Origin of the sequence: Paenibacillus sp. P13VS (assembly GCF_015143645.1) — a bacterium.
Taxonomy (GTDB): domain Bacteria; phylum Bacillota; class Bacilli; order Paenibacillales; family Paenibacillaceae; genus Paenibacillus; species Paenibacillus xylanilyticus_A.
This window is the reverse complement of sequence record NZ_WYEV01000004.1, coordinates 326388-351547: the sequence shown is the minus strand read 5'-3', so window position 1 is coordinate 351547 and position 25160 is coordinate 326388. Positions and strand designations below refer to the sequence as shown.

At 45.0% G+C, this 25160-nt stretch carries 24 protein-coding genes; 19 read left to right on the top strand and 5 right to left on the bottom strand.

Annotated features, from left to right (window positions below):
- Positions 1-18 precede the first annotated feature (18 nt).
- The 16 genes from GUA98_RS11400 (at position 19) to GUA98_RS11325 (ending at position 16269) form a co-directional block, all read left to right on the top strand.
- Complete coding sequence (locus GUA98_RS11400; protein ID WP_153977285.1) at positions 19-1164, top strand: glycosyltransferase family 4 protein; 1146 nt, start codon at positions 19-21, stop codon at positions 1162-1164.
- A gap of 31 nt (positions 1165-1195) precedes the next feature.
- A complete protein-coding gene (locus GUA98_RS11395; RefSeq protein WP_153977286.1) occupies positions 1196-2092 on the top strand; it encodes a glycosyltransferase in 897 nt (298 codons plus the stop codon).
- Complete coding sequence (locus GUA98_RS11390) at positions 2092-3477, top strand: oligosaccharide flippase family protein (RefSeq protein ID WP_193723079.1); 1386 nt, start codon at positions 2092-2094, stop codon at positions 3475-3477. Before GUA98_RS11395 ends, GUA98_RS11390 begins: the two co-directional genes overlap by 1 nt.
- Entirely contained in the window at positions 3443-4444 is a 1002-nt protein-coding gene (locus tag GUA98_RS11385; RefSeq protein WP_193723078.1) for a polysaccharide pyruvyl transferase family protein, read from the top strand. Before GUA98_RS11390 ends, GUA98_RS11385 begins: the two co-directional genes overlap by 35 nt.
- A 60-nt stretch (positions 4445-4504) precedes the next feature.
- Positions 4505-5899 (top strand): sugar phosphate nucleotidyltransferase, encoded by a 1395-nt coding sequence (locus GUA98_RS11380; protein WP_193723077.1) that lies wholly within the window; start codon positions 4505-4507, stop codon positions 5897-5899.
- Positions 5896-7227 carry a UDP-glucose dehydrogenase family protein gene (locus GUA98_RS11375; RefSeq protein WP_153977290.1) on the top strand — a complete coding sequence of 444 codons (1332 nt, stop codon included), beginning with the start codon at positions 5896-5898 and terminating at the stop codon, positions 7225-7227. Before GUA98_RS11380 ends, GUA98_RS11375 begins: the two co-directional genes overlap by 4 nt.
- A gap of 35 nt (positions 7228-7262) precedes the next feature.
- Positions 7263-8180, top strand: coding sequence for an LCP family protein (locus GUA98_RS11370; RefSeq protein WP_153977291.1), 918 nt, complete (start codon positions 7263-7265; stop codon positions 8178-8180).
- 42 nt (positions 8181-8222) lie between these two features.
- Positions 8223-8765, top strand: a complete 543-nt coding sequence (locus GUA98_RS11365; protein ID WP_227779635.1) for a VanZ family protein — start codon at positions 8223-8225, stop codon at positions 8763-8765.
- A gap of 112 nt (positions 8766-8877) precedes the next feature.
- Positions 8878-9396, top strand: coding sequence for a hypothetical protein (locus GUA98_RS11360; protein ID WP_153977293.1), 519 nt, complete (start codon positions 8878-8880; stop codon positions 9394-9396).
- A 269-nt stretch (positions 9397-9665) separates the two neighbouring features.
- Positions 9666-9917: a hypothetical protein gene (locus tag GUA98_RS11355; RefSeq protein WP_127538137.1), complete on the top strand. Its 252-nt coding sequence runs from the start codon at positions 9666-9668 to the stop codon at positions 9915-9917.
- Positions 9918-9949: 32 nt separating this feature from the next.
- Complete coding sequence (locus GUA98_RS11350) at positions 9950-10858, top strand: ABC transporter ATP-binding protein (RefSeq protein WP_193723075.1); 909 nt, start codon at positions 9950-9952, stop codon at positions 10856-10858.
- Positions 10851-11645, top strand: a complete 795-nt coding sequence (locus tag GUA98_RS11345) for an ABC transporter permease (protein ID WP_095360691.1) — start codon at positions 10851-10853, stop codon at positions 11643-11645. The genes GUA98_RS11350 and GUA98_RS11345 overlap by 8 nt, the downstream gene beginning before the upstream one ends.
- A gap of 174 nt (positions 11646-11819) precedes the next feature.
- Positions 11820-12893, top strand: coding sequence for an AI-2E family transporter (locus GUA98_RS11340; protein WP_193723074.1), 1074 nt, complete (start codon positions 11820-11822; stop codon positions 12891-12893).
- Positions 12894-13109: 216 nt separating this feature from the next.
- Positions 13110-13505 carry a GntR family transcriptional regulator gene (locus GUA98_RS11335; protein WP_193723073.1) on the top strand — a complete coding sequence of 132 codons (396 nt, stop codon included), beginning with the start codon at positions 13110-13112 and terminating at the stop codon, positions 13503-13505.
- A 341-nt stretch (positions 13506-13846) separates the two neighbouring features.
- Positions 13847-14629, top strand: a complete 783-nt coding sequence (locus GUA98_RS11330; protein WP_227779582.1) for a DUF1648 domain-containing protein — start codon at positions 13847-13849, stop codon at positions 14627-14629.
- 50 nt (positions 14630-14679) lie between these two features.
- Positions 14680-16269: a stalk domain-containing protein gene (locus GUA98_RS11325; protein ID WP_193723071.1), complete on the top strand. Its 1590-nt coding sequence runs from the start codon at positions 14680-14682 to the stop codon at positions 16267-16269.
- Between the two features lie 107 nt (positions 16270-16376).
- Here GUA98_RS11325 and GUA98_RS11320 read toward each other — a convergent pair whose 3' ends face one another.
- On the bottom strand, positions 16377-17723 hold the full coding sequence (locus GUA98_RS11320) for a hemolysin family protein (RefSeq protein ID WP_193723070.1): 1347 nt from the start codon (positions 17721-17723) through the stop codon (positions 16377-16379).
- Positions 17724-17819: 96 nt separating this feature from the next.
- Here GUA98_RS11320 and GUA98_RS29960 point away from each other — a divergent pair, with 96 nt between their 5' ends.
- From GUA98_RS29960 to GUA98_RS11310, 3 genes are all read left to right on the top strand, one after another.
- Positions 17820-17945: a hypothetical protein gene (locus GUA98_RS29960; RefSeq protein WP_265333582.1), complete on the top strand. Its 126-nt coding sequence runs from the start codon at positions 17820-17822 to the stop codon at positions 17943-17945.
- A 146-nt stretch (positions 17946-18091) separates the two neighbouring features.
- The gene (gene cls / locus GUA98_RS11315; protein WP_193723069.1) at positions 18092-19531 is read left to right on the top strand and encodes a cardiolipin synthase; all 1440 of its coding nucleotides are present in this window, start codon (positions 18092-18094) and stop codon (positions 19529-19531) included.
- 345 nt (positions 19532-19876) lie between these two features.
- Positions 19877-20785: a YitT family protein gene (locus GUA98_RS11310; protein ID WP_193723068.1), complete on the top strand. Its 909-nt coding sequence runs from the start codon at positions 19877-19879 to the stop codon at positions 20783-20785.
- A 76-nt stretch (positions 20786-20861) separates the two neighbouring features.
- Here the strand turns inward: GUA98_RS11310 and ligD are convergent, their stop codons facing one another.
- The 4 genes from ligD to GUA98_RS11290 all read right to left on the bottom strand — a co-directional run bounded on the left by ligD (position 20862) and on the right by GUA98_RS11290 (position 24963).
- Positions 20862-21752: a non-homologous end-joining DNA ligase gene (ligD, locus tag GUA98_RS11305; RefSeq protein ID WP_153977302.1), complete on the bottom strand. Its 891-nt coding sequence runs from the start codon at positions 21750-21752 to the stop codon at positions 20862-20864.
- Between the two features lie 46 nt (positions 21753-21798).
- A complete protein-coding gene (locus GUA98_RS11300) occupies positions 21799-22755 on the bottom strand; it encodes an RNA ligase family protein (RefSeq protein WP_193723067.1) in 957 nt (318 codons plus the stop codon).
- Positions 22756-22815: 60 nt separating this feature from the next.
- Entirely contained in the window at positions 22816-23919 is a 1104-nt protein-coding gene (locus tag GUA98_RS11295; RefSeq protein WP_153977304.1) for a GerAB/ArcD/ProY family transporter, read from the bottom strand.
- A gap of 174 nt (positions 23920-24093) precedes the next feature.
- Positions 24094-24963 carry a VOC family protein gene (locus GUA98_RS11290; protein ID WP_193723066.1) on the bottom strand — a complete coding sequence of 290 codons (870 nt, stop codon included), beginning with the start codon at positions 24961-24963 and terminating at the stop codon, positions 24094-24096.
- Positions 24964-25160: the final 197 nt, after the last annotated feature.

The window sequence follows — 25160 nt, the reverse complement described above, 5'->3', positions numbered from 1 at the left end:
TCAAGGGAGATAAATCGCATGACTAAAGTTTTTGTCGCAATTGATTTTCCGCCAGAAAAAGGAGGGATTCATGATTATGCCTACGGGCTTATCTCTCAGATTCCTTCAGAAGAGGTTACGGTTCTAACCAATAAAATCAAAGATAAGGTGGAATCGAATCAGTTTGACCGGAAAGCAGACTTTGAGATTATTCGGAAGCGAATATACTGGAACTCCAACAAGGTTCTGCTGATCCTATCGCAAGTTATTTTGATTCTACAGCTTATTATTCTGAAATGGCGTAGAAAGACGAGTGAGATTCACTTTGTTAATGTGTTTCCGGTAGGCGTTGCCGGGCCTTTCATGAAAGCATTCTTTGGAATGAAATATTTCCCTTACGTTCACGGACTGGATGTTATGGGGATGGTAAACAGCAGGCTATTTCCACTCCTAATGATGATTCTTAAGCGGTCTGACAAGGTGATAGCGAATAGTCAGTATACCAAATCCAAGTTGATAGAACTGGGAATACATGAACATCAGATCGTGATCATTCCTCCAGGCCTGAATGTGAGTAAGTTAAGTGGGGCAGACCAATCCGTCGAAGATGTTCGAGACAAGTATGATCTGCATGGAAAAAAAGTGATGATCACCGTCTCTCGTCTGGTGGAGCGCAAAGGGCATGATGTCACACTCAAAGCAATCCGCCAAGTCATGAAGCATATCCCGAATCTTAAATATCTGATATGTGGTGATGGTCCTTATCGAGGTGAATTAGAGCGTCTTGTCATCAAGTATGGTCTGGATTCGATAGTTGTCTTCACAGGTGGCATAACCGATCAGGAGCTTCATCAGTTATATGAATGCTCGGATATATTCATTATGCCAAGCCGTGATATTAAGGAAAAGGGTGACGTTGAGGGCTTTGGCATCGTGTTCCTTGAAGCCAATTATTACAGATTGCCTGTCATTGCAGGTAACAGTGGCGGAATACCTGATGCAGTGAAGGATCAAGTTACAGGGTACTTGGTTGATCCTATGGATGATATCGAAATTGCCAACCGTATTGAAGAGTTAGTTCTGAACGAGAAGTTGGCTAAAGAAATGGGGAATAATGGGCATGATTGGGTTGTCAATCATTGCCTATGGTCACATCGTAGTCAATTGCTGAACAAGTTGGCGTAACCTCATTAAATTGTATTTTTGGAGGGGAACTATGAGGGCTTCAATATCCATCTGTACACACAATAGGGCTGTTGACACCATGCAGGCCGTGGAAAGTATTTTGAATGGGGATGCCGAATCAAAAGATTATGAAATTTTGGTAGTAGATAATAACTCGTCAGACAACACCAAGGAACTTTTTTACTCACATCATTTTCCTGAGAATGTTCGGTATATTTTCGAACCTCAATTGGGTCTGTCCTATGCACGAAATAGATCTATCAAGGAAGCTAAAGGGGAGTTTATTTTATTTTTAGATGACGACGCATTGGCCTGTCCTTCTTGGATCAGAGAGATTATTCGCATATTTGACATGAACTCAGAAATTGGCTGTGTGGGTGGGAAAATCGTACCGATCTGGGAAGGTGGCAAGCCCGAATGGATACCGAACGATATCATCAGCTTATATACTCTTATGGATTTCTCTGGTGATATAGTAGAAATGGAGGCGCCAGCTATTCCATTTGGTGCAAATGTTGCCTTCAGAATGAGCATTTTTGAGCAGATGCAGCCCTTCAGAGAAGATTTAGGGCGTGTAGGAAGCAATCTGATGTCTAGCGAAGAAAGTGAGCTTATTGGCCGGGTTCGATTAGAGTATAAAGTATTTTACAATCCATACGCAGTTGTTGAGCATAAAATTGCTAAAAGTAGGCTTACAAAACGTTGGTTGTTAAGAAGAGTTTACTGGCAAGGAATTAGCGATGCAACCCGTTATCAAAAAAGCGGGTGGGGAATTTTTAAGCATGCAGCTAGAATAATACAGGCAGCCTTATTAATTGTTATATCATTCAATAATGTTCAAAAGGTGATGAGCGAAATGGCAAAAATATCATACCGGAACGGAACAATTGTCGGTTCCTTCCGTAATGGCAGAGGATTGAACGCCTAATGAATATGGCCGTTGCCAAGAACAGACGTGATTACAGCATGATTCAAAACATTCTCATGACCAGTTTTGCCAATATTCTTATTATGGGTGTTACAACACTCACGTCCATTGTGACAGCCCGCATGTTTGGGGCTACGGGCAAAGGAGAGCTTGCTGCCGTGCTGTTCTGGCCTACATTAATATCAGGACTTGCAGCTCTCGGGCTACCGACTTCACTCATCTACAATGTGAAAAAACACAGTGATCAATTGCCGACATACATCAGCATGAGTTTTGCCGTTCAGCTTCCCATTAGTTTAATTGCTGGCATAATCAGTTGGTTTGGTATTCCCTTATGGCTCTCCGGATACTCTGAATCCGTAGTTACCATTGCACGCTGGTATACGGTCTCCATGGTACCTGTTCTGTTACTTATGGGAGTGCTGGCGGCATCAGCTCAAGGTACGGAAAAGTTCCATATTTATAATCTCTCCCGACTGCTTGCCCCTCTTTTTAATTTGTTTGGACTTATTGCACTATGGGCTTCAGGGTTATTAACTGTGGAGAAAGCCATCATGATCAGTTTTGCAGCCAATATTCTGGTTCTGCTCGGTTACATGTTCATGATGCGACAACAGATTTTCGGTTCGATCAATCAATTAGTTGCTCAATTCAAAACCTGTATTCATTTGTTTAGTTACGGCATTCGAGTGTATGGAGTAGAGTTGTTAGGCACGTTATATAACCAGTTCGACAAAATTATTATCCTGGCGCTTTTAACACCGATGGATTTTGGTTTATATTCTGTGGTTTATGCGCTGTCCCGCATGTTCAATGTAGTACAGATGGCAATCACAAATGTGATCTTTCCCAAAGTTGCAGGAATGGAACAGGAGAAAGTACTGACACTCGTAGGAAGAGCTTTTCGAATCAGTATGGTTCTTATGACGATCATCATCATACCTAGTATGCTGATTGGTCGTTTTTTTATTGGCCTACTATTTGGACCTGAGTTTCTTCAGGCGAGCAATACCTTTTATCTGCTTTCTCTTGAATGCATTGTAGGCGGGGGATCATGGATTCTGGCTTCGGCTTTTAATGCACTGGGTCGACCAGGCGTAATTGTTTTACGTCAGGTTATAGCACTTGGTGTGACGATTACCTTGTTTTTTGTGTTAACTCCGTTGTTCGGACTGTTTGGGATTGGCCTCGCCCTGTTACTGGGTTCATTTGTACGTATTCTGATGTCGCTCATATCTATCTCTGTCATTTTTAAAATGCCAATTCGCAAAATGCTCTATGACCGAGCAGATATTTCATTTCTAAAGGATCGTTTAAGAGAGAAAAATATACTCAAAGGAGCCGGAAAAGATGCCAAACTTGCAAAGGACTCATCGCATGGATGAGTTGAAGAAGAAGCTTGAGCAGATATTGGAGATCATGCCTCCTGAGTCCAAAATCTACTATATTGATTATCCTGTGCATAGCAATTGCGGCGATCTGTTGATTATGAAAGGGACGGAAGCCTTTTTCAAAGACTATCGAATACAAGTTGCTGAACGTTACAGTGTCCACGATTTCAATGAACAAACAGTAATCCCCAAAGACCATATTATTGTGCTTCATGGTGGTGGGAATTTCGGTGATTTATACGAAGCCCATCAACGTCTCAGGGAAAACATAATACGAAAATATCCCGAGCATCGGATCATTATACTTCCTCAAACGATCTTCTTCAAGGAAGAAACCGCTCTGCGTAAAACGGCTGAAGTATTCAGCCAACATTCCGATCTTCATCTGTTTGTACGAGATGAACCCTCTTATCAGATCGCAACGGAGAACTTTAAAGGGTGCCACGTTTCATTGATACCAGATATGGCTCATCAATTGTGGCCGATCGAGAGAACTAGCTCACCGCGCAAAGAACGATTGAATTTTTATAGAACAGATATCGAAAAAGCGGCAGAACCTTCTCATATGGCTGCAGATCAGCAAGGGGATTTTCTGGATTGGCCTACTCTGTATAATCGCTACGAGCGCAAACTGGTGTATTGGCTAGGGCTTGGACTTCGTAAAGGAAGAGGCAGACGGCTGCTTCAGAAGATCTGGATGAATTACAGTGATTATTTGGTCAACAAAGCAATTCGTTGTTTCAGTGAATATGAGATGATTCATTCTTCTAGGTTGCATGGACATATCTTGTCTTGTTTGATGGCGAAGCCCAATCTTCTAATCGATAATTCATACGGCAAAAACTCCGGATATTATCGAATATGGACCCACCAGGTCAACACGGCCACACTGGATTTATCTTCTGCTAAGAAAAGTGCAAAGATCGATCATAATTACATGCAGTCAACCGTGTCTGTGTAGCCTGCACATCACTTTCAAGCAGCATCCGTTTTTTGAAAAATATAGAGTGGAGTGATCATATTGCGAATCGTACTTCTATCCGGAGGATCAGGCAAAAGGTTGTGGCCCTTATCCAATGATACACGTTCGAAGCAGTTCCTCAAGGTGCTTGAAGGACCGCAAGGGCAATCGGAATCAATGGTACAGCGTGTATGGAGACAGCTGCAGCAAACGGGGTTGAGTGACCAGGCGACGATTGCTACGAGTAAGCCTCAAGTGGAAATTTTACGCAGCCAATTGGGAGAAGAAGTGGATCTGGTTGTTGAACCAGAACGCAGGGATACCTTCCCGGCTATTGCTCTGACGGCTGCATATCTCTATTCGGTGCAAGGGGTAGGGCTGAATGAAACGGTAGCTATACTTCCTGTAGACCCATATGTGGAGGAATCTTTCTTTTACAAGGTTACCGAGCTAGACCAGGTGTTAGAAAATTCCGGTGCTGAATTGGCTTTGATTGGCGTCCAGCCTACGTACCCTTCTGAAAAGTACGGTTATATTGTGCCAGAACAACGAATAGGAACTAAGGATGAACCTATGGAGTACGCCAAGGTATCCCGTTTTCAAGAAAAACCTCGCGAGGCTGAAGCGGCAGAGATGATTGAGCAATCTGCCCTTTGGAACTGCGGGGTTTTTGCGTTCAAGCTTAATTATCTGATTAATCTGCTGATCGAGCTTGAGTTGCCCATCCAGTATGAAGAGATGCTTAAGCAATATGGCAGACTGGAGAAAATCAGTTTCGACTATCAAGTCGTGGAAAAAGCATCTCGGATTGTCGTTACACCTTACGATGGATACTGGAAAGACCTGGGGACGTGGAATACGCTGACAGATGAAATGAGCACTAACATTGTAGGCAAGGGAGTTGTTACAGACAGCTCATTAAATACACATCTGGTCAACGAATTGAACATCCCGGTATGCGTACTGGGCGTTTCTAATGTAATTGTGGCTACAAGCCCGGATGGTATTCTGGTCAGCGAGAAAGAGGCAAGTCCACAGATCAAAGAAGTCCTCAAAGATAGTGCGGAACGTCCTATGTATGAAGAACGGCGCTGGGGCTGCTATAAAGTGCTCGATTATACACGGAATTCCAAGGGCGAAGAGGTATTAACGAAACGCATTATTATTGAAGCCGATAAAAATCTGTCCTATCAATATCATCTGAAACGAAACGAAGTTTGGACGGTCGTTTCCGGACAGGGTGAGTTCATTCTGGATGGTGATTTACAACGGATTCATCAGGGCGATACCATTTCAATTCCGTCTGGCGGAAAACATAGTGTGAAAGCTATTACAGAACTGGAAATTATCGAAGTCCAGATGGGCAGCGAGCTGATCGAAGAGGATATTGTAAGAATTGAAATGGAATGGGCGGACATCATCCAAAATTGTGTGAACTGGGGGAAAACAAGATGAATATTGCGGTTATTGGAACAGGGTATGTAGGTCTTGTATCGGGAGTCTGCTTTTCTGAACTCGGCAATCGGGTCATCTGTGTAGATAACAATCAGGACAAGGTTGAAATGCTGAATGCAGGGGAAGTACCCATTTACGAGCCAGGACTCCAGGAACTCATGGTTGCCAACAAACGGGCAGGCAAGTTATCCTTCACGTCCGATATCGCAGAGGCTATTCGTGAATCCGATATTATTTTTATCGCAGTCGGAACCCCCTCTTTGCCAAACGGCGAGGCCAATCTGGGATTTGTTGAGCAGGTGGCAATCGAGATTGGTACCCATCTGGAGAGCTATAAAATTGTGGTGACCAAGAGCACAGTGCCTGTGGGCACTAATGATCGCGTAAGAGAGCTCATCCAGAGTATCTCCACTCAACCATTTGATGTAGCTTCGGTACCTGAATTCTTACGGGAAGGTTCGGCTGTGAAGGATACACTGAACCCGGATCGTATCGTGATTGGTACGGACAGTGAACGAGCAATTCGAGCGCTCAAGAAACTTCATCGCCCATTAACCGAAAACTTGATCATTACGGACATTCGGTCGGCAGAGATGATTAAGTACGCATCCAATGCATTCCTCGCAACGAAAATATCTTTTATTAACGAAATCTCGAATATATGTGAGAAGGTTGGCGCAGATGTTACACGTGTAGCAGAAGGCATGGGATATGATAAACGGATTGGTTCTTCATTCCTGAAAGCTGGCATTGGTTACGGTGGTTCATGTTTCCCGAAAGATACACAGGCACTGATTCAGATTGCTGGCCAAGTGGATTATGATTTCAAATTATTGAAATCTGTAGTTCAGGTGAATCAGGATCAACGTTTCAATGTGATTCGCAAGCTTGAGGAGATTTTTGGAACCCTTAACGGTAGAACCATAGCTATCTGGGGTCTTGCTTTTAAGCCTGATACAGATGATGTCAGGGACGCACCAGCTATTGATATTATTAAATATTTGACAGAAGCCGGGGCTGTGGTTAAGGCGTATGATCCAATTGCCACAACCAACTTCCGAAGAGAAGTTGATGCCGCCTCGATTGTTTGGGAAGAAAACCCCCTTCATGCTGCCAAAGGAGCCGATGCCCTTTGCGTGCTAACCGAGTGGAAAGAATTCTCCCAGATGAATCTGAAAGAGCTTGCAAGCATGATGAATGAAGCAATCATGATTGACGGACGTAACGTGTATAACAAGGAACAAATTAAAGCCTCCGGATTTCAGTATTATTCTGTAGGCCGTCCTGGACTTAACCACGCTGAAGGCAAAGCGGCAGCAATCATCTAAACGGAAGATCATCATAACGTGAGTGAGGAAATACCATGAAAAAGTGGATGAAAATTTCGATCTGGGTCGTTTCCATTTTCGTCATTGCAGTGTTTGGGTATGCGACGTATCTATACCAGTCCGTCAAATCTACGGCTGATCAGATCTATGAGCCGCGTGATCCGGCTCAGCCCGTGTCCATATCGGACAGTAGAGGCGGGCTGCCTGTTGATATTAATAGTAAAGAGCCCTTCAATGCTCTTATTCTCGGGGTGGATGAACGCCCGAACGATCCAGGGCGCTCGGATACGATGATCGTATTAAGTGTGAATCCTGGCAAAAAACAAGTGCTTATGTTTAATATTCCGAGGGATACACGAACCGAGATTGTAGGTCACAACACAGAAGACAAAATCAATCATGCGTATGCCTTCGGGGGCGTAGACATGTCGGTGAAAACCGTGGAACAGTTTCTGGATGCCCCTATTCACTATTACATGAAGGTGGACATGGAAGGTTTTGCGAAAATCATTGATTTGGTCGGTGGTGTGGACGTAAATAATCCGTTTGCATTCGATTATGACGGCCGACGGTACGAACAGGGAAATATTCATCTGGATGGTGTGGCTGCACTTGGTTTTTCAAGAATGCGGTATGATGATCCCCAAGGAGACTTAGGACGTAATGGAAGACAGCGTGAAGTACTGAAACAAATGATGAAAAATACAATGCAGTTCTCCAGTGTACTTAATCTTCAGAATATGCTGGATGAGCTCGGGACACACGTTAGGACGGATCTGACGTTTGATGAAATGAAGGAACTCATTCTGGATTACCGCAGTGATCTTGAACATATTGATACAGTGGAAATCAAGGGCAAGGGCGAAAAAATCAATGGTATTTACTATTACATTGTGGAACAACAGGAACGGGATCGCATTCATGGAATAATTCGGGAGAATTTGCAGAAATAAAAGGTTTTGGATTGGGTAACGAAAGTGGTGATAACAATACTGATGGAGGAGGGCTCCAGAAAAAGGAGACACGGACGCAAACGGAGATTATTCGGTTTTATCTTGTCCTTGCTGCTGGTTGCAGTTTGGATCTTGGTGATTTGGTCCATGTCCAAACAATCATACCAGCAGCAAACCATTCAGCCTTGGCTGCATCAATTGTCCGACAAAGTCAAAATCGGATTCGCTTTGCCTGATATACAGTTCACTTACGGAGAGAATGACTATTCATTGAGGCAGAGACCGTATGATTTTGCCGAGTTTATCTTTCGAAAGAGTGCACACTTGTTTGTCTACGCTGTGCTCGCAGTACTTGTCTACGGTGGACTGCGATACAGGAAAATGCGAATGGTGACCTGTATCGCTGCTTCGCTGGTTGTGGTGGCTATAATAGCCTCAATCGATGAATATATACAACAGTTCAGCCCTAATCGAACAAGTTCGATCCGTGACATCGGCGTGGATCTGATCGGAGGCTGCTTCGGAATTGCAACATATGTAATGACGAAGACTGTGATTCGTAAATTAAGGTCTCGCGGACATTAGAGTTCTTGAGATGATCTTGAACAAAGGGATTTCCCAGGAAATGCTCTTCTTCCTCCAGCTTCTACTTTCCGGCTATTCATCATAAGAATGGAGTAGGACAGGAGGGACGGACATGCTGCGAAGACGCAATCGTAATGCCTTGTTCAAAAAGATCGGATTCATCGCACTTGTGCTGTTGCTGCTATGGTTAATAGGCAGAACGATCCCCTATCTCTTTCGGGCAGATGCGCCGGACGACGCTGCTTCGGTGGTTGAAGAGTTTTACAAGTATGAGCAGGCAGGTGATTTCGGCAGCTCATGGGAACTGTTTCACCCATTAATGAAAGAGCGTTTCTCCAAAAGTGCCTATTTACAGTCCAGAGCTCATATCTTCATGCAGCATTTCGGCGTGGAAACCTTTGAGTTTGAGATGGAAAAGCCCGAGCGGGAATTTGATGTTACGGTGATGGATGGCGTAAAGCCATTTCCCGAGGCGTACAAGGTCGGAATAACCATGAAGTACAGAAGTACCTTTGGGCAATTGGATATTGTACAGACCTGTTACGTCGTGCAGGATGGACAGGAGTGGACACTGCTCTGGTATTACCCTGACAAGGGCGAGGAACAGCATTCAAGTGAGAGCAGCGAGTGATCCTCGTGATGTGTGGTGGCAGTTTAATATATACCTATACTTTGCATCATATTGTATCATTGCTCCTATTTTAAGCTCTATAAATGCGAGACTTTTGTCGCATTTATAGAGCTTTTTTTGTGTTTTACTCTATTCTAAAGCCAGAAGGGGCTTGACAATAGTCCTGGGGTCAAGTAAATTACGAGATAGATACAAAATGTATCAAAATTCAGCTTCTAACGACAAATAACAGGGACTACAGTGCTCCTTGTTGAGGGGAAGGAATTTCTGTGATCGAAACGAGCCGCTTTTACTGTGTCAGTTGTGGGATGATTGTGTCGGTTGGTAGAGGCTCTGTCGAATTAAAGGAAGAGGGCTATGGAGGCAATCACGTATTTCGCACCGGATTTTACCGGAGTGAGATGCCGCTTGGATGCTGTGGAGCGTGTCAGATCCATATGAAGCGTAAGGAGAACACCCAGTTTACGGGACATTATACCAAAGATTATGATACACTATGTTCATATGAGAGGCGGGCATGATTTATTAGCCTGTCGATGAGGGAGGGAATTGCATGCAGCAGGAGCCGGTCGTCCGACTTCAGGGCGTCAGCAAAATCATATCTTCCCGATCGTTGGTCAGCGACCTGACTCTGGATATTTCTCCGGGGCAGGTTTTTGGTTTTTTAGGGCCTAATGGTGCCGGGAAAACAACAACGATCCGGATGATGGTCGGACTTATGTCCATTAGCAAGGGAGATATTATCATCTCGGGACATAGTATCAAAAATGAATTTGAGCAGGCGGTGGCCCAGGTAGGTGCCATTGTAGAGAATCCGGAAATGTACAAATTTCTCACCGGATATCAGAACCTCGTCCATTTTGCCCGCATGTCGCCAGGAATTACCAAGGAACGCATTGCGGAAACCATTGAGCGTGTAGGGCTTACCGCCCGTATTCATGACAAGGTGAAAACTTATTCTTTGGGCATGCGTCAGCGTCTTGGTGTCGCCCAAGCCATATTACATAAGCCGAAGCTGCTAGTATTGGATGAGCCAACCAACGGCCTTGATCCGCAAGGGATTCGGGAACTTCGGGATTATCTTCGTCAGCTCACCCGTGAAGAAGGCATTACGGTCTTTGTGTCCAGTCACCTGTTGTCAGAGATGGAACTCATGTGTGATACGGTCGCCATTATCCAAAATGGTAAGCTGATTGACGTGAGAAACCTCAAAGCTGAAGCTGGTGCGGATGCACTGACGGAAGTGGTCTTTGAGGTGAATGATGCACAGCGTGCTTCAGAACTCATTCAGGATGCGACTGTTCAAGGCAACATGCTTGTGGTGCGCCTGTCGCGTGACCAGATTCCGGATTTCAATGCCAGACTGGTAAGCGAAGGAATACAGGTATACGGTATCCGCAACGTGACACATACACTCGAAGATCAATTTTTACAAGTGACTGGGGGCGGAGGTATTGCCTAACTTTGGAAATCTGTTGTTGAATGAAAATATGAAAATCTTTCGGCGTCCCCGTACCTGGATTATGCTTTCATTTTTGGCTTTAATTTCGCTGCTGCTTCCGGTGCTGCTGAGAGAAGGCATGGGAGGCAGTGACGTTTACTTCTGGGAAGCGGCAATAACGACGGTTCAGATCGTATTTTTCCTGAATACCATCTTCTGTGTGGTCATTGCGGCTGAAGCGGTAGCTGGTGAATTCACATGGGGCACAATTAAACTGCTGCTTATTCGTCCGTGGTCACGCAGCAAAATTTTGGCTTCCAAATACATTACGGTTCTGGGATTCAGTCTGCTCAGTACAGTGCTTATTCTCTTGCTCGCAACAGGGATGTCCTATGTTCTGTTCTCCCATGATGGAAGTGCAGCTGGCGGCGTGACCTCGGCATCATATGCCTTTACGTTATGGGCATACCTGTACGTTGATCTGTTTATTACGCTGGCCATAGCCTTTATGGTCTCCTCCGTGTTTCGTTCGGGAGCACTGGCGATTGGCCTGTCACTGTTTATCATGTTTACCCAGAGTATCTTTGCCTTGATCTTCAATCCGGCTCGCTATGACTGGGCCAAATATGTACTATTTAATAACATGGATCTCAGCCGGTATATGAATTCGGGAATGGACCTCGGATTGTTCGGCGGGGGTAACGCGGGAATGACCCTTGGTTTCTCGGTTGCCGTACTCGCTGTGTACTATGTGATTTTTATGGTTGTTTCATGGGTTGTATTCAGCAAAAGAGATGTGGCAGGCTAACCGCCTGCTTCTTTTTTTGCTCATTTTTCATCGGCAAGAGAAAGGTCCTTCACGTTAACTGACATGCAATGTGGCAATACTTGCATTTAAGGGTACATATAATCAGGTGACTGAAGAAGGTACACCAGATTATAGCCCGGTGCTGGCAGAGCAGTGTATGGAGGGATCATTTTCTTGATAAATAACAAGTTCTACCGAATTTGCACAGCCATTATATTGCTGCTGCTCATTGTGTATTTGGGAGATAAGGTGAACTTTATTTTCCGCCCGTTAACTTCACTAATACATATCATTATTATTCCGCTGTTAATCGCGGGCTTTTTCTATTATTTGCTTCGGCCGCTCGTTGATTTCATGGAACGACATCGGTTGAAAAGAGCCCTGTCCGTTCTCATTATTTATGTTGTGATTGCCCTGCTGATTGCCGGGTTTAGCGTGCTCATATGGCCGTCACTTCGTGAGCAGCTGTGGAACTTTATTGAAAATACGCCAGCTCTAATAGCCTCACTTAGTGAACAGCTAAACGAACTGGAGAGAAACGGATTCCTGTCCAGATACTTGCCGGAGGACTCGGATCTTGTGTCAAGATTTTCCGAATTCCTGACACAGGGAATTACACAGGTAAGTGATTATCTGTCAGGTCTGTTCTCGGTTGTATCCAATCTGGTCATCATTTTGGCTACCTTTCCAATTATGCTGTATTACATGCTTAAGGAAGGCAGCAAGTTTGGCACCAATCTCACCTTGCTTTTGCCGAGACGTTATCGGAAGGATGGAGAAGAGACCGTTCATGAAATTGATGAAGCGCTGAGCAATTTTATTGTTGGGCGAGTTATTGTCAATGTTGCACTCGGGATCCTGATGTACATTGGTTTTCTTATTCTTGGTTTGCCATATGCGTTATTGCTGACGGCAGCTTCCATCATATTGAACTTTATTCCTTATGTGGGTGCCATATTGGCGGCGATACCGGTCGTGATAGTGGCCTTTATTGAATCTCCGTCGATGGCGATCTGGTCGCTAATCATTATTGTCGTTGCCCAGCAGATTCAAGATAACCTGATATCTCCCTATGTATATGGCAAGCAGCTGGATATTCATCCGCTGACAACAGTTATTCTGTTGCTAGTAGGTGCCGATCTGTGGAACATTTTGGGTATGATTATTGTTATTCCACTATATATGATTCTGAAAATTATCGTTCGTAAAATCCATTATCGGATTGTCGAAGATAAGACTGAACTATGAATGGTATGTAAAAGACAGCACGGTCATGTGCCTCCACTCATGTTTACTCTTGAATCACATAGTATAAGCTCATGAAGATAAGCCGAGTATCAATGGTGAAGGGTCAGGTAAGCCTGCCCTTACTATGGATATGCGGCTTTATTTTTATGCGCATTGCTCACCTTTGTTATATCTGTTATACTTGGTATATAACAGACAACAAAAGAAGGTGAACTCTTGATTATTCAACTTGACATGCAGTCCGAACTTCCCATTTATTCTCAACTGGTTTATCAAATTATCGAAGGCATTGCTAGTGGTGAACTGCAGCTAGGTGAAGCGCTACCTTCAGTTCGGAATTTGGCAGCAGATATTGGTGTTAACCTTCATACGGTCAACAAGGCTTATACGCTACTCAAGCAAGATGGATACATACTAATTCACAGACAAAAGGGAGTTGTCGTAAACCCTGATGGAATGCCTGGTCTAACGGATGATTTTTTGAAAAAGCAGCAAAGAGAATTAAGACCAATTATTGCCGAAGCGATATGTCGAGGCATGACCAAAGAGGAATTGTCTGCGATATTAGATCAAATCTATGATGATGTGAAGATGGGGCACAACAAGGAATAAACGAATAAGGGAGTGTGTTATGTATGCAACTATTTAGTATCTTATCTGTCATCTTAATCTTTGCTCCATTAGCCGTACTTCTATCCTTTACACCTTATCTAACAAGGGAAACCATTAGCTTTGGGGTTACGGTAAGTGAATATAATTATTACACACCTATTCTACGTAAGTTACGCAAAACGTTTGCTGCAGTAAGTCTGATCGGAAACGGGTTGGTTATAGTTGTCTGCCTATTTTTACTCCGATCTGCCAATGAAGAATCTACAGCAATAATCACCGGTGCTTGCACCGTGATGTTCGTTGTGTATTGGGTAGCACTACATTTAATTTTTCATTTCAAGATGAAAAGGTTAAAGGGAACACTTCCACCTGCAGAAGCACCTCAACGGGTTAAAATTGATACCACCTTCCGCCAAAATAAGCTCACGTATTCCAACTATTGGTTTCTAATTCATCTGGCTATTATTGTAGCCGTTGCGATCATTTCGATCCTGAATTATGATGCACTACCTAACGTTATTCCAATGAAATACGATCTTCAGGGCAATGTCACTTCCAGTGTGCCTAAAACCTACCTTTCAGTACTCGCTATTAATCTGGTACAGCTAGGAGTAATTGCCCTCCTGATGCTGGTTAACTGGAGTATTAAAACAAGCAAACAACAGCTTACTCCATCCAATCCTGCCCAATTTGCTGCTGAACATATCCGATTCCGCCGTAAGTGGTCCCTATTTACGATCATTACAGGGTTGCTTCTAACCATCTTATTTGCCTTCATTCAGATCAATATGTTCGTTCCTAATCAGGTCTTGTTAACCGCGATTAGTCTGATCACCTCAGTGGGAATCTTATTAGGCGCTATATTGCTGTCTCTCACAGGCAGACAAGGCGGCGGGAAGATACGTAATCATCAAGAGGATAGCGAACGCTCTAAGGAGCAGCCTGTGAACGATGATGAGTATTGGAAGCTTGGTTTTATTTACTTCAATCCCAATGATCCTTCTTTTACTGTAGAGAAACGTTATGGAATAGGCTGGACGATTAACTTCGCTCGTCCACTATCTTGGGTCCTGTTGTTACTTATCATTGCTATTGTTGTTATAAGCAGAGTTCTGAGCCAATAAATGCTCATAGATCTATGCATACCCTAAAATGATTAGGAGGAGTTATTACGATGAACAATTGGAAAAAGCTATTATGTTCTCTTACTTTCGTATGCCTTATCCTGCCGGTAACTTCCATCTCAGCAGCTGTCGAGAAACCTGTTGATCATGAAAATCTAGTTCCTGTTCGTGAGATTGCAGTAAAGAATGGGGCAGAGGTATCTTGGCAGCAAAACACAGGACAAATTACAATAACAAAAAATGAGCTTACCATTGTAGTTAAGGTAGGGGAGAAACAGGCGATAGTTGATGGGCAAGTCATTCCCTTAGACCATCCTGTTCAGTTAACGAAAGGGGTTACCTATATGGATGGGGGATTTCTTATCGAGGCACTGAAGGCGGCACCTGAGGATATATTCATTTCACTTATAAGTGAAGGGGATGGCAAGGAGGCAGCCAAGTATGTTCATACCTCGGTGAGTGGAGTGTTGTCACCCACGTTATTGAGTCAGCTATGGTCAGCATTAGAAGGTCAAAATGGGAAAATGACAAATAAAGCCGTAGCAAAACACGTAGAGAACAACTCCGTGCATCGCAATGTCACATATACGTTTAAAACAGAGCTTACCAGTGTAAATATTACCGTCAGAATGAATCAGGACGGACTGGTGGATGACTTGTATGTTGCCGCGGCTGCTCCAAATGTGTATCAAAAACCAAGTTACGACGATCCATCTGCTTATACGGAACAAGACATTACGGTTGGTCAGGGAGATTTAGCTTTACCAGGGACATTAACTTTGCCCAAGGGAGAGGGACCTTTCCCGGTTGTCATTCTGGTACACGGTTCTGGGCCTAGCAATCGAGACGCTGCCATTGGTGGGGCAAAGCCATTTCGCGATCTTGCGGTAGGTTTAGCTTCACAAGGCGTTGCTGTATTAAGATACGATAAGGTCACCTATGAGCATACCTATAAAGTGGCTTCACAGCCTAAATTCACATTAAAACAAGAAAGTGTGGATCAGGTAAACGATGCCGTAGCCTTACTTAAAAAGAATGCACATATTGATTCTACAGCGATTTTTGTAGCTGGACATAGTCAAGGCGGGTTTGCAGTACCGTTAATCATTGCTGAGGATAAACAACATGATATTGCAGGAAGTATTCTGCTTGCTGCACCAAGTAGCAGCTTTGTGGATGTGCTTACCGAGCAGCAGAAAGATTTGTTAGATCGGATGAAGCAGCTTGGTTTGGACACGGCGATCATTCAAAAACAAGTTGATTTTTACAAAAATGTTGCTGCAATCGTTAAGGATCCTAATTATTCTGTAGATCATCTTCCTGAGGCGTTTCCACTTCAACCTGCTTATTGGTGGTTTGAGCAGAGAGATTATGTACCTGCGGAACTGGCTAAATCACAACATATCCCCATGCTTATTCTGCAAGGTGAAAATGATGTGCAAGTGTCTATGGATCAATTCCAGAATTGGAAAACGGCTCTTCAAGGTCATTCCAATGTAACGTACAATAGCTATCCAAAGGTGAATCATCTCTTATCCAGCTATGATGGACTTTCAATTGGTCAAGAGTACACTGAACCATCTAACGTCTCCAAAGCTATTATCGATGATATTGCAAAATGGGTATTAAAAGTGGAGTGATAACATGGGGAATTGACGCATCAAGCGGGAGATAAGAAGAAGAGCACTTACCTAAATTGGTAAGTGCTCTTTCTTCTTATCTATGGAGATGCCTTCATTTAGCCCAATTAGGCCTCTTTCTCGTTTTCATCCGTATACTCAGACATGACAAGTGGTTCTTTAGGTACAACCGCCACCTTGTAGAAACGGTTTTTGTCTTTTTCCAGAAGTACAAACGTCAGGTTCTCAAATTCATACTCATCCTGCTCGTTCATTTCCGGGCGATGGCTGTAGAGCCATCCACCAATGGTGTCCCATTCATCGGCATCGAGATTCGACATAAACATGTCGTTAACCTTCGACAGGGATACCTTGCCATCCATAATGACATAGTTCTCATTGATGATCTGGATATCTTCCACTTCGTCCGCATCGAACTCGTCGCGAATCTCGCCGACAATCTGTTCAAGAACATCCTCGATGGTTACAATCCCTGATGTACCGCCATATTCGTCGACCAGCACCGCGATGTGCACGCCGTCCTTCTGCATTTTCTTGAGCAGATCCTTCACCGGAGTCGTTTCGTGAACAGCAGATACGGGCTGAATCAGCGAAGACAGATCAACCGGTTCGTCGTTCCCGTAGAGCTCCAGGAAGAACTGTTTGGTATTGATGATACCAATGATATCGTCCTTGCTCTCATTGACAACCGGGAATCGGGTATATTGCTCCTCCCTGATAATTTCCAGGTTTTCTTCATTCGTTTTATTGACATAAAGGCAGACCATATCGGTCCGGGGTACCATAATTTCTTTGGCGAGCATTTCATCAAAAGCAAAGATCCGGCTAACATAACCGAACTCGGCCTGATTAATTTTGCCGCTTTCGAAGCTTTCATTAATGATAATTTGCAGTTCTTCTTCTGAGTGCGCCTCTTCATGCTCGGACGCAGGCTTGATTCCAAACAATTTGACCAGTTGATTCGCCGAGCCGTTCAACAGCCAGATAAAAGGATACATAATTCGGTTAAACCAGATGATAGGTGTAGACGTCAGGAGCGCAACCGTTTCAGCTTTGCGGATTGCAATCGTTTTGGGAGCAAGTTCACCAACCACAACATGCAAATATGTAATGGCGACAAAGGCAATAACAAACGATAAGAATGATGAGAGCGTCTCAGGTAAGTGCATGCTTTCAAACACAGGGTGGAGAATTTTCTCAACCGTCGGTTCACCAAGCCATCCAAGACCGAGGGATGTAATGGTTATCCCGAGCTGACATGCGGACAGATATCCATCCAGGTTGGCAACAGCCTGTTTGACAGCCAGAGCACGCTTGTTTCCTTCTGCAATCATTTGGTCAATCCGGCTTGGACGAATTCGTACCAAGGCAAATTCAACCGCAACGAAAAATGCTGAAAATCCTATCAAAATCGCAACCAATACTAAATTTAACGCATACCTCTCACTGTCCATTCACTACTCTTCTCCTTTAGGTAATAAGTTTTTAACGAATATTATATCGAATTTAACGTCAGAAGACCACCTCCTGCGGGGCCAAGGAGGAAGACTATGGAAGGTGAAATGCCTGAAAATCGCGCTGTGATGCGGTTTTTTAGACATGATAAAGAATATGTAGATGCAAACACAGTCAGTATAGACAACCCTTTCAAAGGAAGACCCGTCCAAAAAACGTAGGTTTAGTTTATGTATGTAATGTTTTATCTATGCGAACGTTACGAATGTGCCTAACATTGGGTATCTATGATTAGCTATATCCTTTATCGTCAAAACTGATGAAGAGAGAGAGAAAGGCAGTAGAACGTCATCGAGGGGGAAGCCGAATGATTTGGCTGGTCATCATCTTAGTTGTTTTTATTTTTCAGGCAGCCACAATATTGGTGCTGGAATTCCGTAATCCGTCCAAGGCAGTGGCCTGGCTGTTTATTTTATTTTGCGTTCCACTCGTTGGATTCGTGGTGTACTACTTTGTCGCTCAGGACTATAACAAGCGTAAAAAGGTCCGCAAGGCAGGATCACGAATCTTCCGCGAGATCAGAGAGACCATCTGGGAACAAGCCCATATCGTGGAGGATGCTTCGCAGATGCCGGACCACGGCTTCGAGCATCAGCAGCGGTTGTTCAATTTATTAACGCATCTGTCGGAAAGCCCGATAACCGGTTGTAACCATAGCAAGGTGCTCACAAATGGAGAAGAGGCATTTTCTGCAATGCTGCATGAAATGGAGAAGGCGAAACATCATTTGCACGTGGAATTTTATATCTTCCGTGATGATGTGATCAGTACCCAATTCCAGGAAGTCATGATTCGTAAGGCACAGGAAGGGGTTAAGGTTCGATTTATTTGTGATGGCCTGGGCAGTCATAAAATGAGCTGGAGCTTTATCCGCGAGCTGAAGGAAGCGGGAGTGGAGTTTCACTTCTTTCTTCCACCATTGATCGCCACGATTGACCGCAGGGTGAACTATCGCAACCACCGCAAGATTGTCGTTGTGGATGGCAAGGTGGGATTCGTGGGCGGGATTAACGTAGGCGATGATTATCTTGGGCAGTATCCGAAGATTGGATTTTGGCGGGATACTCATGTGCAGATCGAGGGAGATGCCGTTTATTTCCTGCAAAATACATTTCTTAATGACTGGAAGCTGGCATCTGGAGAGCAGATTTCCGAACCTCAATTGACCGAATTGTTCCCGCCCCACATATGCAGCGGTGAAGAACGCATTCAAATTCTCGCCAGCGGTCCCGACCAGGAGTGGGATGCCATTCAGGAGATGTGTTTTGGTGCCATCTCGGTAGCCTGTAACCGCATCTATATTACAAGTCCCTATTTTATTCCGGACCCTGCCCTGTATGAAGCACTTAAGACGGCAGCTGTAAGCGGAGTGGATGTTAAGATTATCATTCCTTACCAGTCGGATTCCCGGCTTGTTCATCTGGCCTCCCTTTCTTACGTTGAGGAACTGCTTCGTGCGGGCGTGGAGTTTTATCAATATCGAAAAGGATTTGTACATGCCAAGGTCATGATTGTGGACGAACTCCTTGCAACCGTAGGCACTGCGAACATGGATATGCGGAGTTTTTTCTGCAACTTTGAGTTGACCGCCGTCTTGTTTGAGTCTTCTTCCATGAATCGGCTTATTGAAGATTTTGAACGGGATTTGCAGGAATGCAGCAAAATTGATCTGGAGGTCTTTCAGGGGCGATCACGAGGACAAAAAGGGGCAGAAATACTTTCTCGCATGCTTTCTCCGCTGCTTTAGCCGTTTTAGGTTCGATTTCTGAAGATAAATTCACTTTTTTTGAATTTATCTTCTTTTTGCTAACTATTTTGCTCAAATTTGATCTTTTATGATATAATAAATATATAAATCATGTCTTGGCGAAGGAGGGGAGTCTGCGGGAAACAGGCTCCCTTTTGCTCTCTTTTCGAAGTGTAAACCGGAATTAAGACATATTTGAATCCATTTCATATTGCTTTTAGATGCTTATAGCAGGGTACGTATAGGGTTCGACCGAGATCGTTTTCTTCTATATGTAGTTTCCCCGTCCGGTATTTAAATGATTTATGAAATTGATTCACATATTGATCAAACGGGGGGGATACCATGTCCAATGTAACGGTTAAAGAATTAACATCGAAGCCGGATCGGAATGTAAAAAGCTCGGTATTTACACTGAAGCTCCTGCAACGTATTGTAATGATTTTGGTTGGTGCCGCACTGATGGCCGTATCACTTGAAATATTTCTGGTGCCTAATGGCGTCATTGATGGTGGGATTACGGGGATCTCGATTATGGTGTCAGAGCTTACGAATCTGCCGCTCGGGATTTTCCTGACCTTGCTCAACTTGCCATTTCTGATCCTGGGTTACAAACAAATTGGTAAAACGTTCGCGTTATCCACATTGCTTGGCATTGTGGCCATGTCCATCGGAACTTCTTTATTGCACCATGTTCCTGCATTGACACCGGGTGAGCCGCTGCTCGGAGCTGTTTTTGGCGGATTGATCCTGGGGGTCGGTGTCGGCCTTGTTATCAGGTCTGGGGGATCGCTTGATGGTACGGAGATCGTAGCCATCCTGCTGAGTGAGAAGTCACCATTGTCTGTCGGACAGATTGTTTTGTTCATTAACGTGTTTATTTTCGCAGGCGCAGGATTTGTATTCGGTTGGCCGAACGCCCTGTATTCAATGATCGCGTACTATATTGCTATGAAGATGATTGATATCGTCAATGAAGGTTTGGATCAGTCCAAATCGGTATGGATCATCAGTGAGAAATATCGGGATATCGGTTCAGCCCTGACAGACCGTCTCGGTCGTGGGGTTACTTTCCTGGATGGGGAAGGCGGATTCAGCGGGGATGAGAAGAAAATTATCTTCGTGGTCATTACTCGTCTGGAAGAAGCGAAGCTGAAGTCGATCGTGGAAGATTGGGACCCGCATGCCTTTGTGGCGATCGGTAACATTCATGACGTGAAGGGCGGACGTTTCAAGAAAAAAGGTATCCATTAGCGAGTCTTACCCGATGTGAGAAGCTTATAATAAGAAATGAAGAAATAGCCGGCGTCCTCGGTTTGAGGGCTGCCGGCTATTTCTTTTTGAGGTGCTGCGTAATGAGTTCTACGGGCTGCGGCTCCACGCTGGCAATGAGATCGCCTACCTGCTGCAGCCGTTCCACAATATTCATCAAGTGATAATCCTTAACCGACACATTGTTCCGAACTTCATCCCATGTGAGCGGGGTGGATACGGTACCTCCGGGTTTAGCTCGCGGTGTATACGGTGCTGCCAGGGTTTTGCCGCCATAATGCTGCAGGTAATCGAAATATATGCGGTCTCCGCGGTCCTTTTTGAGCCGCTCCAGTGTAAACAGGTCGGGATGCTTCTGGGTGACGTACTTGCCGACAAAATGACCAATATCCCGCAGCTCATCAAAGGTGACGCCCTGTCGGATGGGAACGATGATCTGTATGCCTGTGGCACCGGAAGTTTTGGGTACGGAACGGAGGCCAAGGGAAGTCAGCGTTTCGCCTACGATTAGAGCAGCCTGCATAATACGCGGCTCCTCTTCAAGAGAGGGGTCGAGATCAATCATCCATTCACATGGGAGATGACTGCCTACAGCATGTAACGAGGGATGGAATTCCAGGGCGGCAAGATTGCCGAGCCACAGCAGCTCCGGAAGACCGTCCATGACGATATAGCGGATGCCCTCATGAATTTCGGTACGTACGAACTCAGGAATGGGTTCAGGAGCATTTTTTTGATAAAAAAATTCACCGCCTGCACCATGCGGATATCGGATGGTTGTCAGGAGGCGGTTCCTGGTGTACGTCAGCAGAAAGGGAGCGATAGCGGCAAGCTTCTGCAGATAGATGGCTTTCGTTACTCCTGCTTCAGGCCACAGTAATTTGTCGGGATTGGTTACAGTAAGCTCTACTCCCTCGATGGTAATGGTACCTTTGATCGTACGGGGCATATGAACACCTCCCTTTTCATGAGTCTAAAAAAATAAAACACACCTACTACACCTCGATGGTGAGCTGGCTGGCAAGACAATCTTCACGAGATACTTCAGCAAATGCTTGTATGCTTGGATGGCGGAGAGTGCGATGCTGGGTCAGTTCCATGTATTGCACTTTGACTCCGATCTGGGGCCTGATCCATGTCGTTTCGGAGCTTCGTTCGGGCACGTTATGGAACGGCCGCTCCTTTTGAATCAAAGGTTCAACTTCCTCGGTCAGTTTACGCCAGGTAGCTGAGTTCAGCTTACCTGTGCCGACATGACCAATATAGACAAAATGAGGCCCATCATATACACCAACCGCAATGGCGTTAACGACGCCGCTACGGTAGGTAACCCCGCCAATCATGGCATATAGATCATGCATGATTTTAACCTTTTGCCAGCGCTGATCCTTGCCATTGATGCCATAGGTACTTGTGAGGTCTTTACAGACAATTCCCTCCATCTGATGCTGTCTCATAACGGTGAGCAGAGAAGCCGCATCGGAGGTATTGGTCACCTCCTGAACGTGTGAGCCCGGGTTAAGAACACGATGAAGAAGACGCTGGCGTTCGGCAAGCGGTTGATCCGTGACCCATTTTCCATCACAGTATAAAATATCGAAAACCATATAAGTCACCGGAATCCGGTACAAGGCCTGGGCGATCGCGTCTGGTTTGCTCATGCGGTCCCGGCGCAGCACATGGTAAAAAGAAGGCTTTCCCGTTTCGGGGTCAAGCGCAATCACTTCGCCATCCAGAATGTAGGAGGGGACGCTGCACAGATTGCGGTCAGAGACCAGCTCTGGATACTGAACTGTCCGGTCGTGCAGTCTGCGGTTAATCAACCTGAGTTCATGGCCATCTTCGTACGCAAGCATGCGAACCCCATCCCATTTCACCTGGGCAATCCAGTTAGGTCCGCTTGGAATGCTGTCCCGGGATATGGGTTCAAAGGGGATCAGAGGCTTAAACATGTACAGGGCTCCTTTCGGGTGGCAGTATTGAGCAATCGTAACCAGAAGTGGTTACCTGCTTTAACGTTCTCGTTTTGAAGCACGAGACTTTAATTTATGTACCAAAATAAGCAGCACAGGAAGTGCGATTCCGCACGTAAGATCCCAGTCGATCCAATAGGGGATAATGACTTTGAGATAAAAAACCTCGTCCGGAGCCACCAGGATGGACATCGCCAAAATCAAAAGGGACGCAGGCAGAATAAGCATACGGTAGCTTGAAAGTCGGCACAGGTTCGTGATCCCCAGGATAAAGCTGTAGAAGAACAGAATGCTTTTGAAGAAAACGGCGATAATCCAGACGGAGGCCATAAAGGCTTCGATTCGCTGCACAAAGTTGCCTATATTAATCTCTTGCGACAGTTGAAAAGAGGCGAACCAGTGATGCTGCGTCATAAACGGCCCCATAACCAGAAGACAAATGGTCAGCGTCAGTGTAAGCATCAGGCCGCCAATGAATCCTGCCAGAAGAAAATCCTTCTCCAAATGAGGTTCCTTCTTGGCGTAAGGGAGTAACATCATGAAGATGCATAACTCACAGTAAGGATAGGTCAGCACGGCAATAAAACCTCGGAATGGAGCAGCGAAGCCTTGGGCAAGAACAGGCTGGATATTATCCAGTTTTACGTGAGGGAGCAGACAAATCGTTAGAATAAGCAAAAACAAGACGATCAAGGGAAGCCAAAGCTCTGCACTCCTCGCTATACATTCGAGGCCGCAGATGAGCCCCCATACGAGAGTGCCAACAAAGAGCAGGTGCAAAATCAAGTGCGGCGATTCAGGCAGGATCTGGGTAGACATGAAATCCCCGATTTCCCTGACGAATGTGGACGTACCAATCAGAAAATAAAACAAATAAAAGCAGCTGAACAAGGCCCCGATCCAAGGTCCGAATGTACGAAGTGCATTTTCGATCAGATTGAGTTTGGGGTGGAGCTTATAGGTGACCAAAAAAATGAACAGAATCCCCATACCTCCGGCGACACCGAGTAAACCGGATATCCAGGCATCTTCGTGGGCGAATGAGGTGATCATGGCCGGAAATACAAGTATTTGTTCACCAATTGTGCAGAGGAACATTAAGGCGGCAAGCTGCCTTACAGTCAGACGTCCCTTTTCAACCATGTGGGTTCTCCTTCATCGAACGGACTGGATATTAGGTTAGGATGCGCCAAATTCACCATATTTATAATAAAAAAAAGCCCGGACGAGGGCATCATCTCTAAACAAAGGATCAAGAGATGTACACTGTCCGAGCTTCCACGGTATGCCATGAAATTAAATAATGGAGTAACACGTTTATTCTGCTGTAACCAGCCGTATACGGATATTCTGCGGATCGATGGTAAACCATTGACCGCCCAGTTCCTCAAGTGTGGAACCTTGATTACGCAATTGTTCCAGCGCGTGCTGCAATTGTTCCTGTCCAGCGTATACGATGGTAAAGTAGTCGATTCCCGTAGCCTGGTTCGGATTCGCAGGAGCACCTGTGCCTGCCCAGATATTCAGGCCGATATGGTGGTGATACCCACCTGCAGAAACAAACAGCGCCGACATGCCGGCAAAATTGCCAACCACGTCAAAGCCGAGCACACCAGTGTAGAAACGGCGGGATTCTTCCAGGCTGCGTACATGAAAGTGTACATGACCAATAACGGTTCCGGCCGGCAGGCCATTCCAAGGCTCATTCTCAGAGATATCGAACAAGCTCTGCACATCCACTGGATCACTTGCCATGATGTAGTTGTTGTCTGTATCCCGTTTCCAGGTATCACGGGGACGGTCAGCGTAGATTTCAATGCCGTTTTGATCCGGATCGGAAATATAAAAGGCTTCACTCACCAGGTGATCCCCTTGGCCGATTTCAATGCCAGAGGCGGCGAGGTTGCGGAGGGCAAGCCCAAGGGACTTGCGGTCAGGCAGCAGAATGGCAAAATGGTATAAGCCCGCGTGAGAGCGAATAGGCAATGTCACCGCATCAGTTAGTTCTTCCAGACGCAGCAGCGACGTTTTGCCGTCAGCGGTCATCGTTGCGACCTTCTCCTGCCGTTCCAGTAAACGAAGTCCAACCACCTCGGTGTAAAATTGAATGGATCGCTCCAGGTTGCTGATTCGCAGGCTCACTTCACCCAAGTGAGTAGTTGCAGGGATCTGGTATGGGGTAGTCATCATCATTTCCTCCTCATATGAAATAAATTTGAGATCATCTCATCTAAATTGCTTTAACAAATATAGGTATGTCATATCATTCTCGCTTCGGATCCTATAAGTTAAACTTTATAATGATAAATAAGTTACTTTTCATAAGTTAATATAAAATATAAATATACTTTCGTCAATTGTATTTTCACGTTTCGAGCGAACCT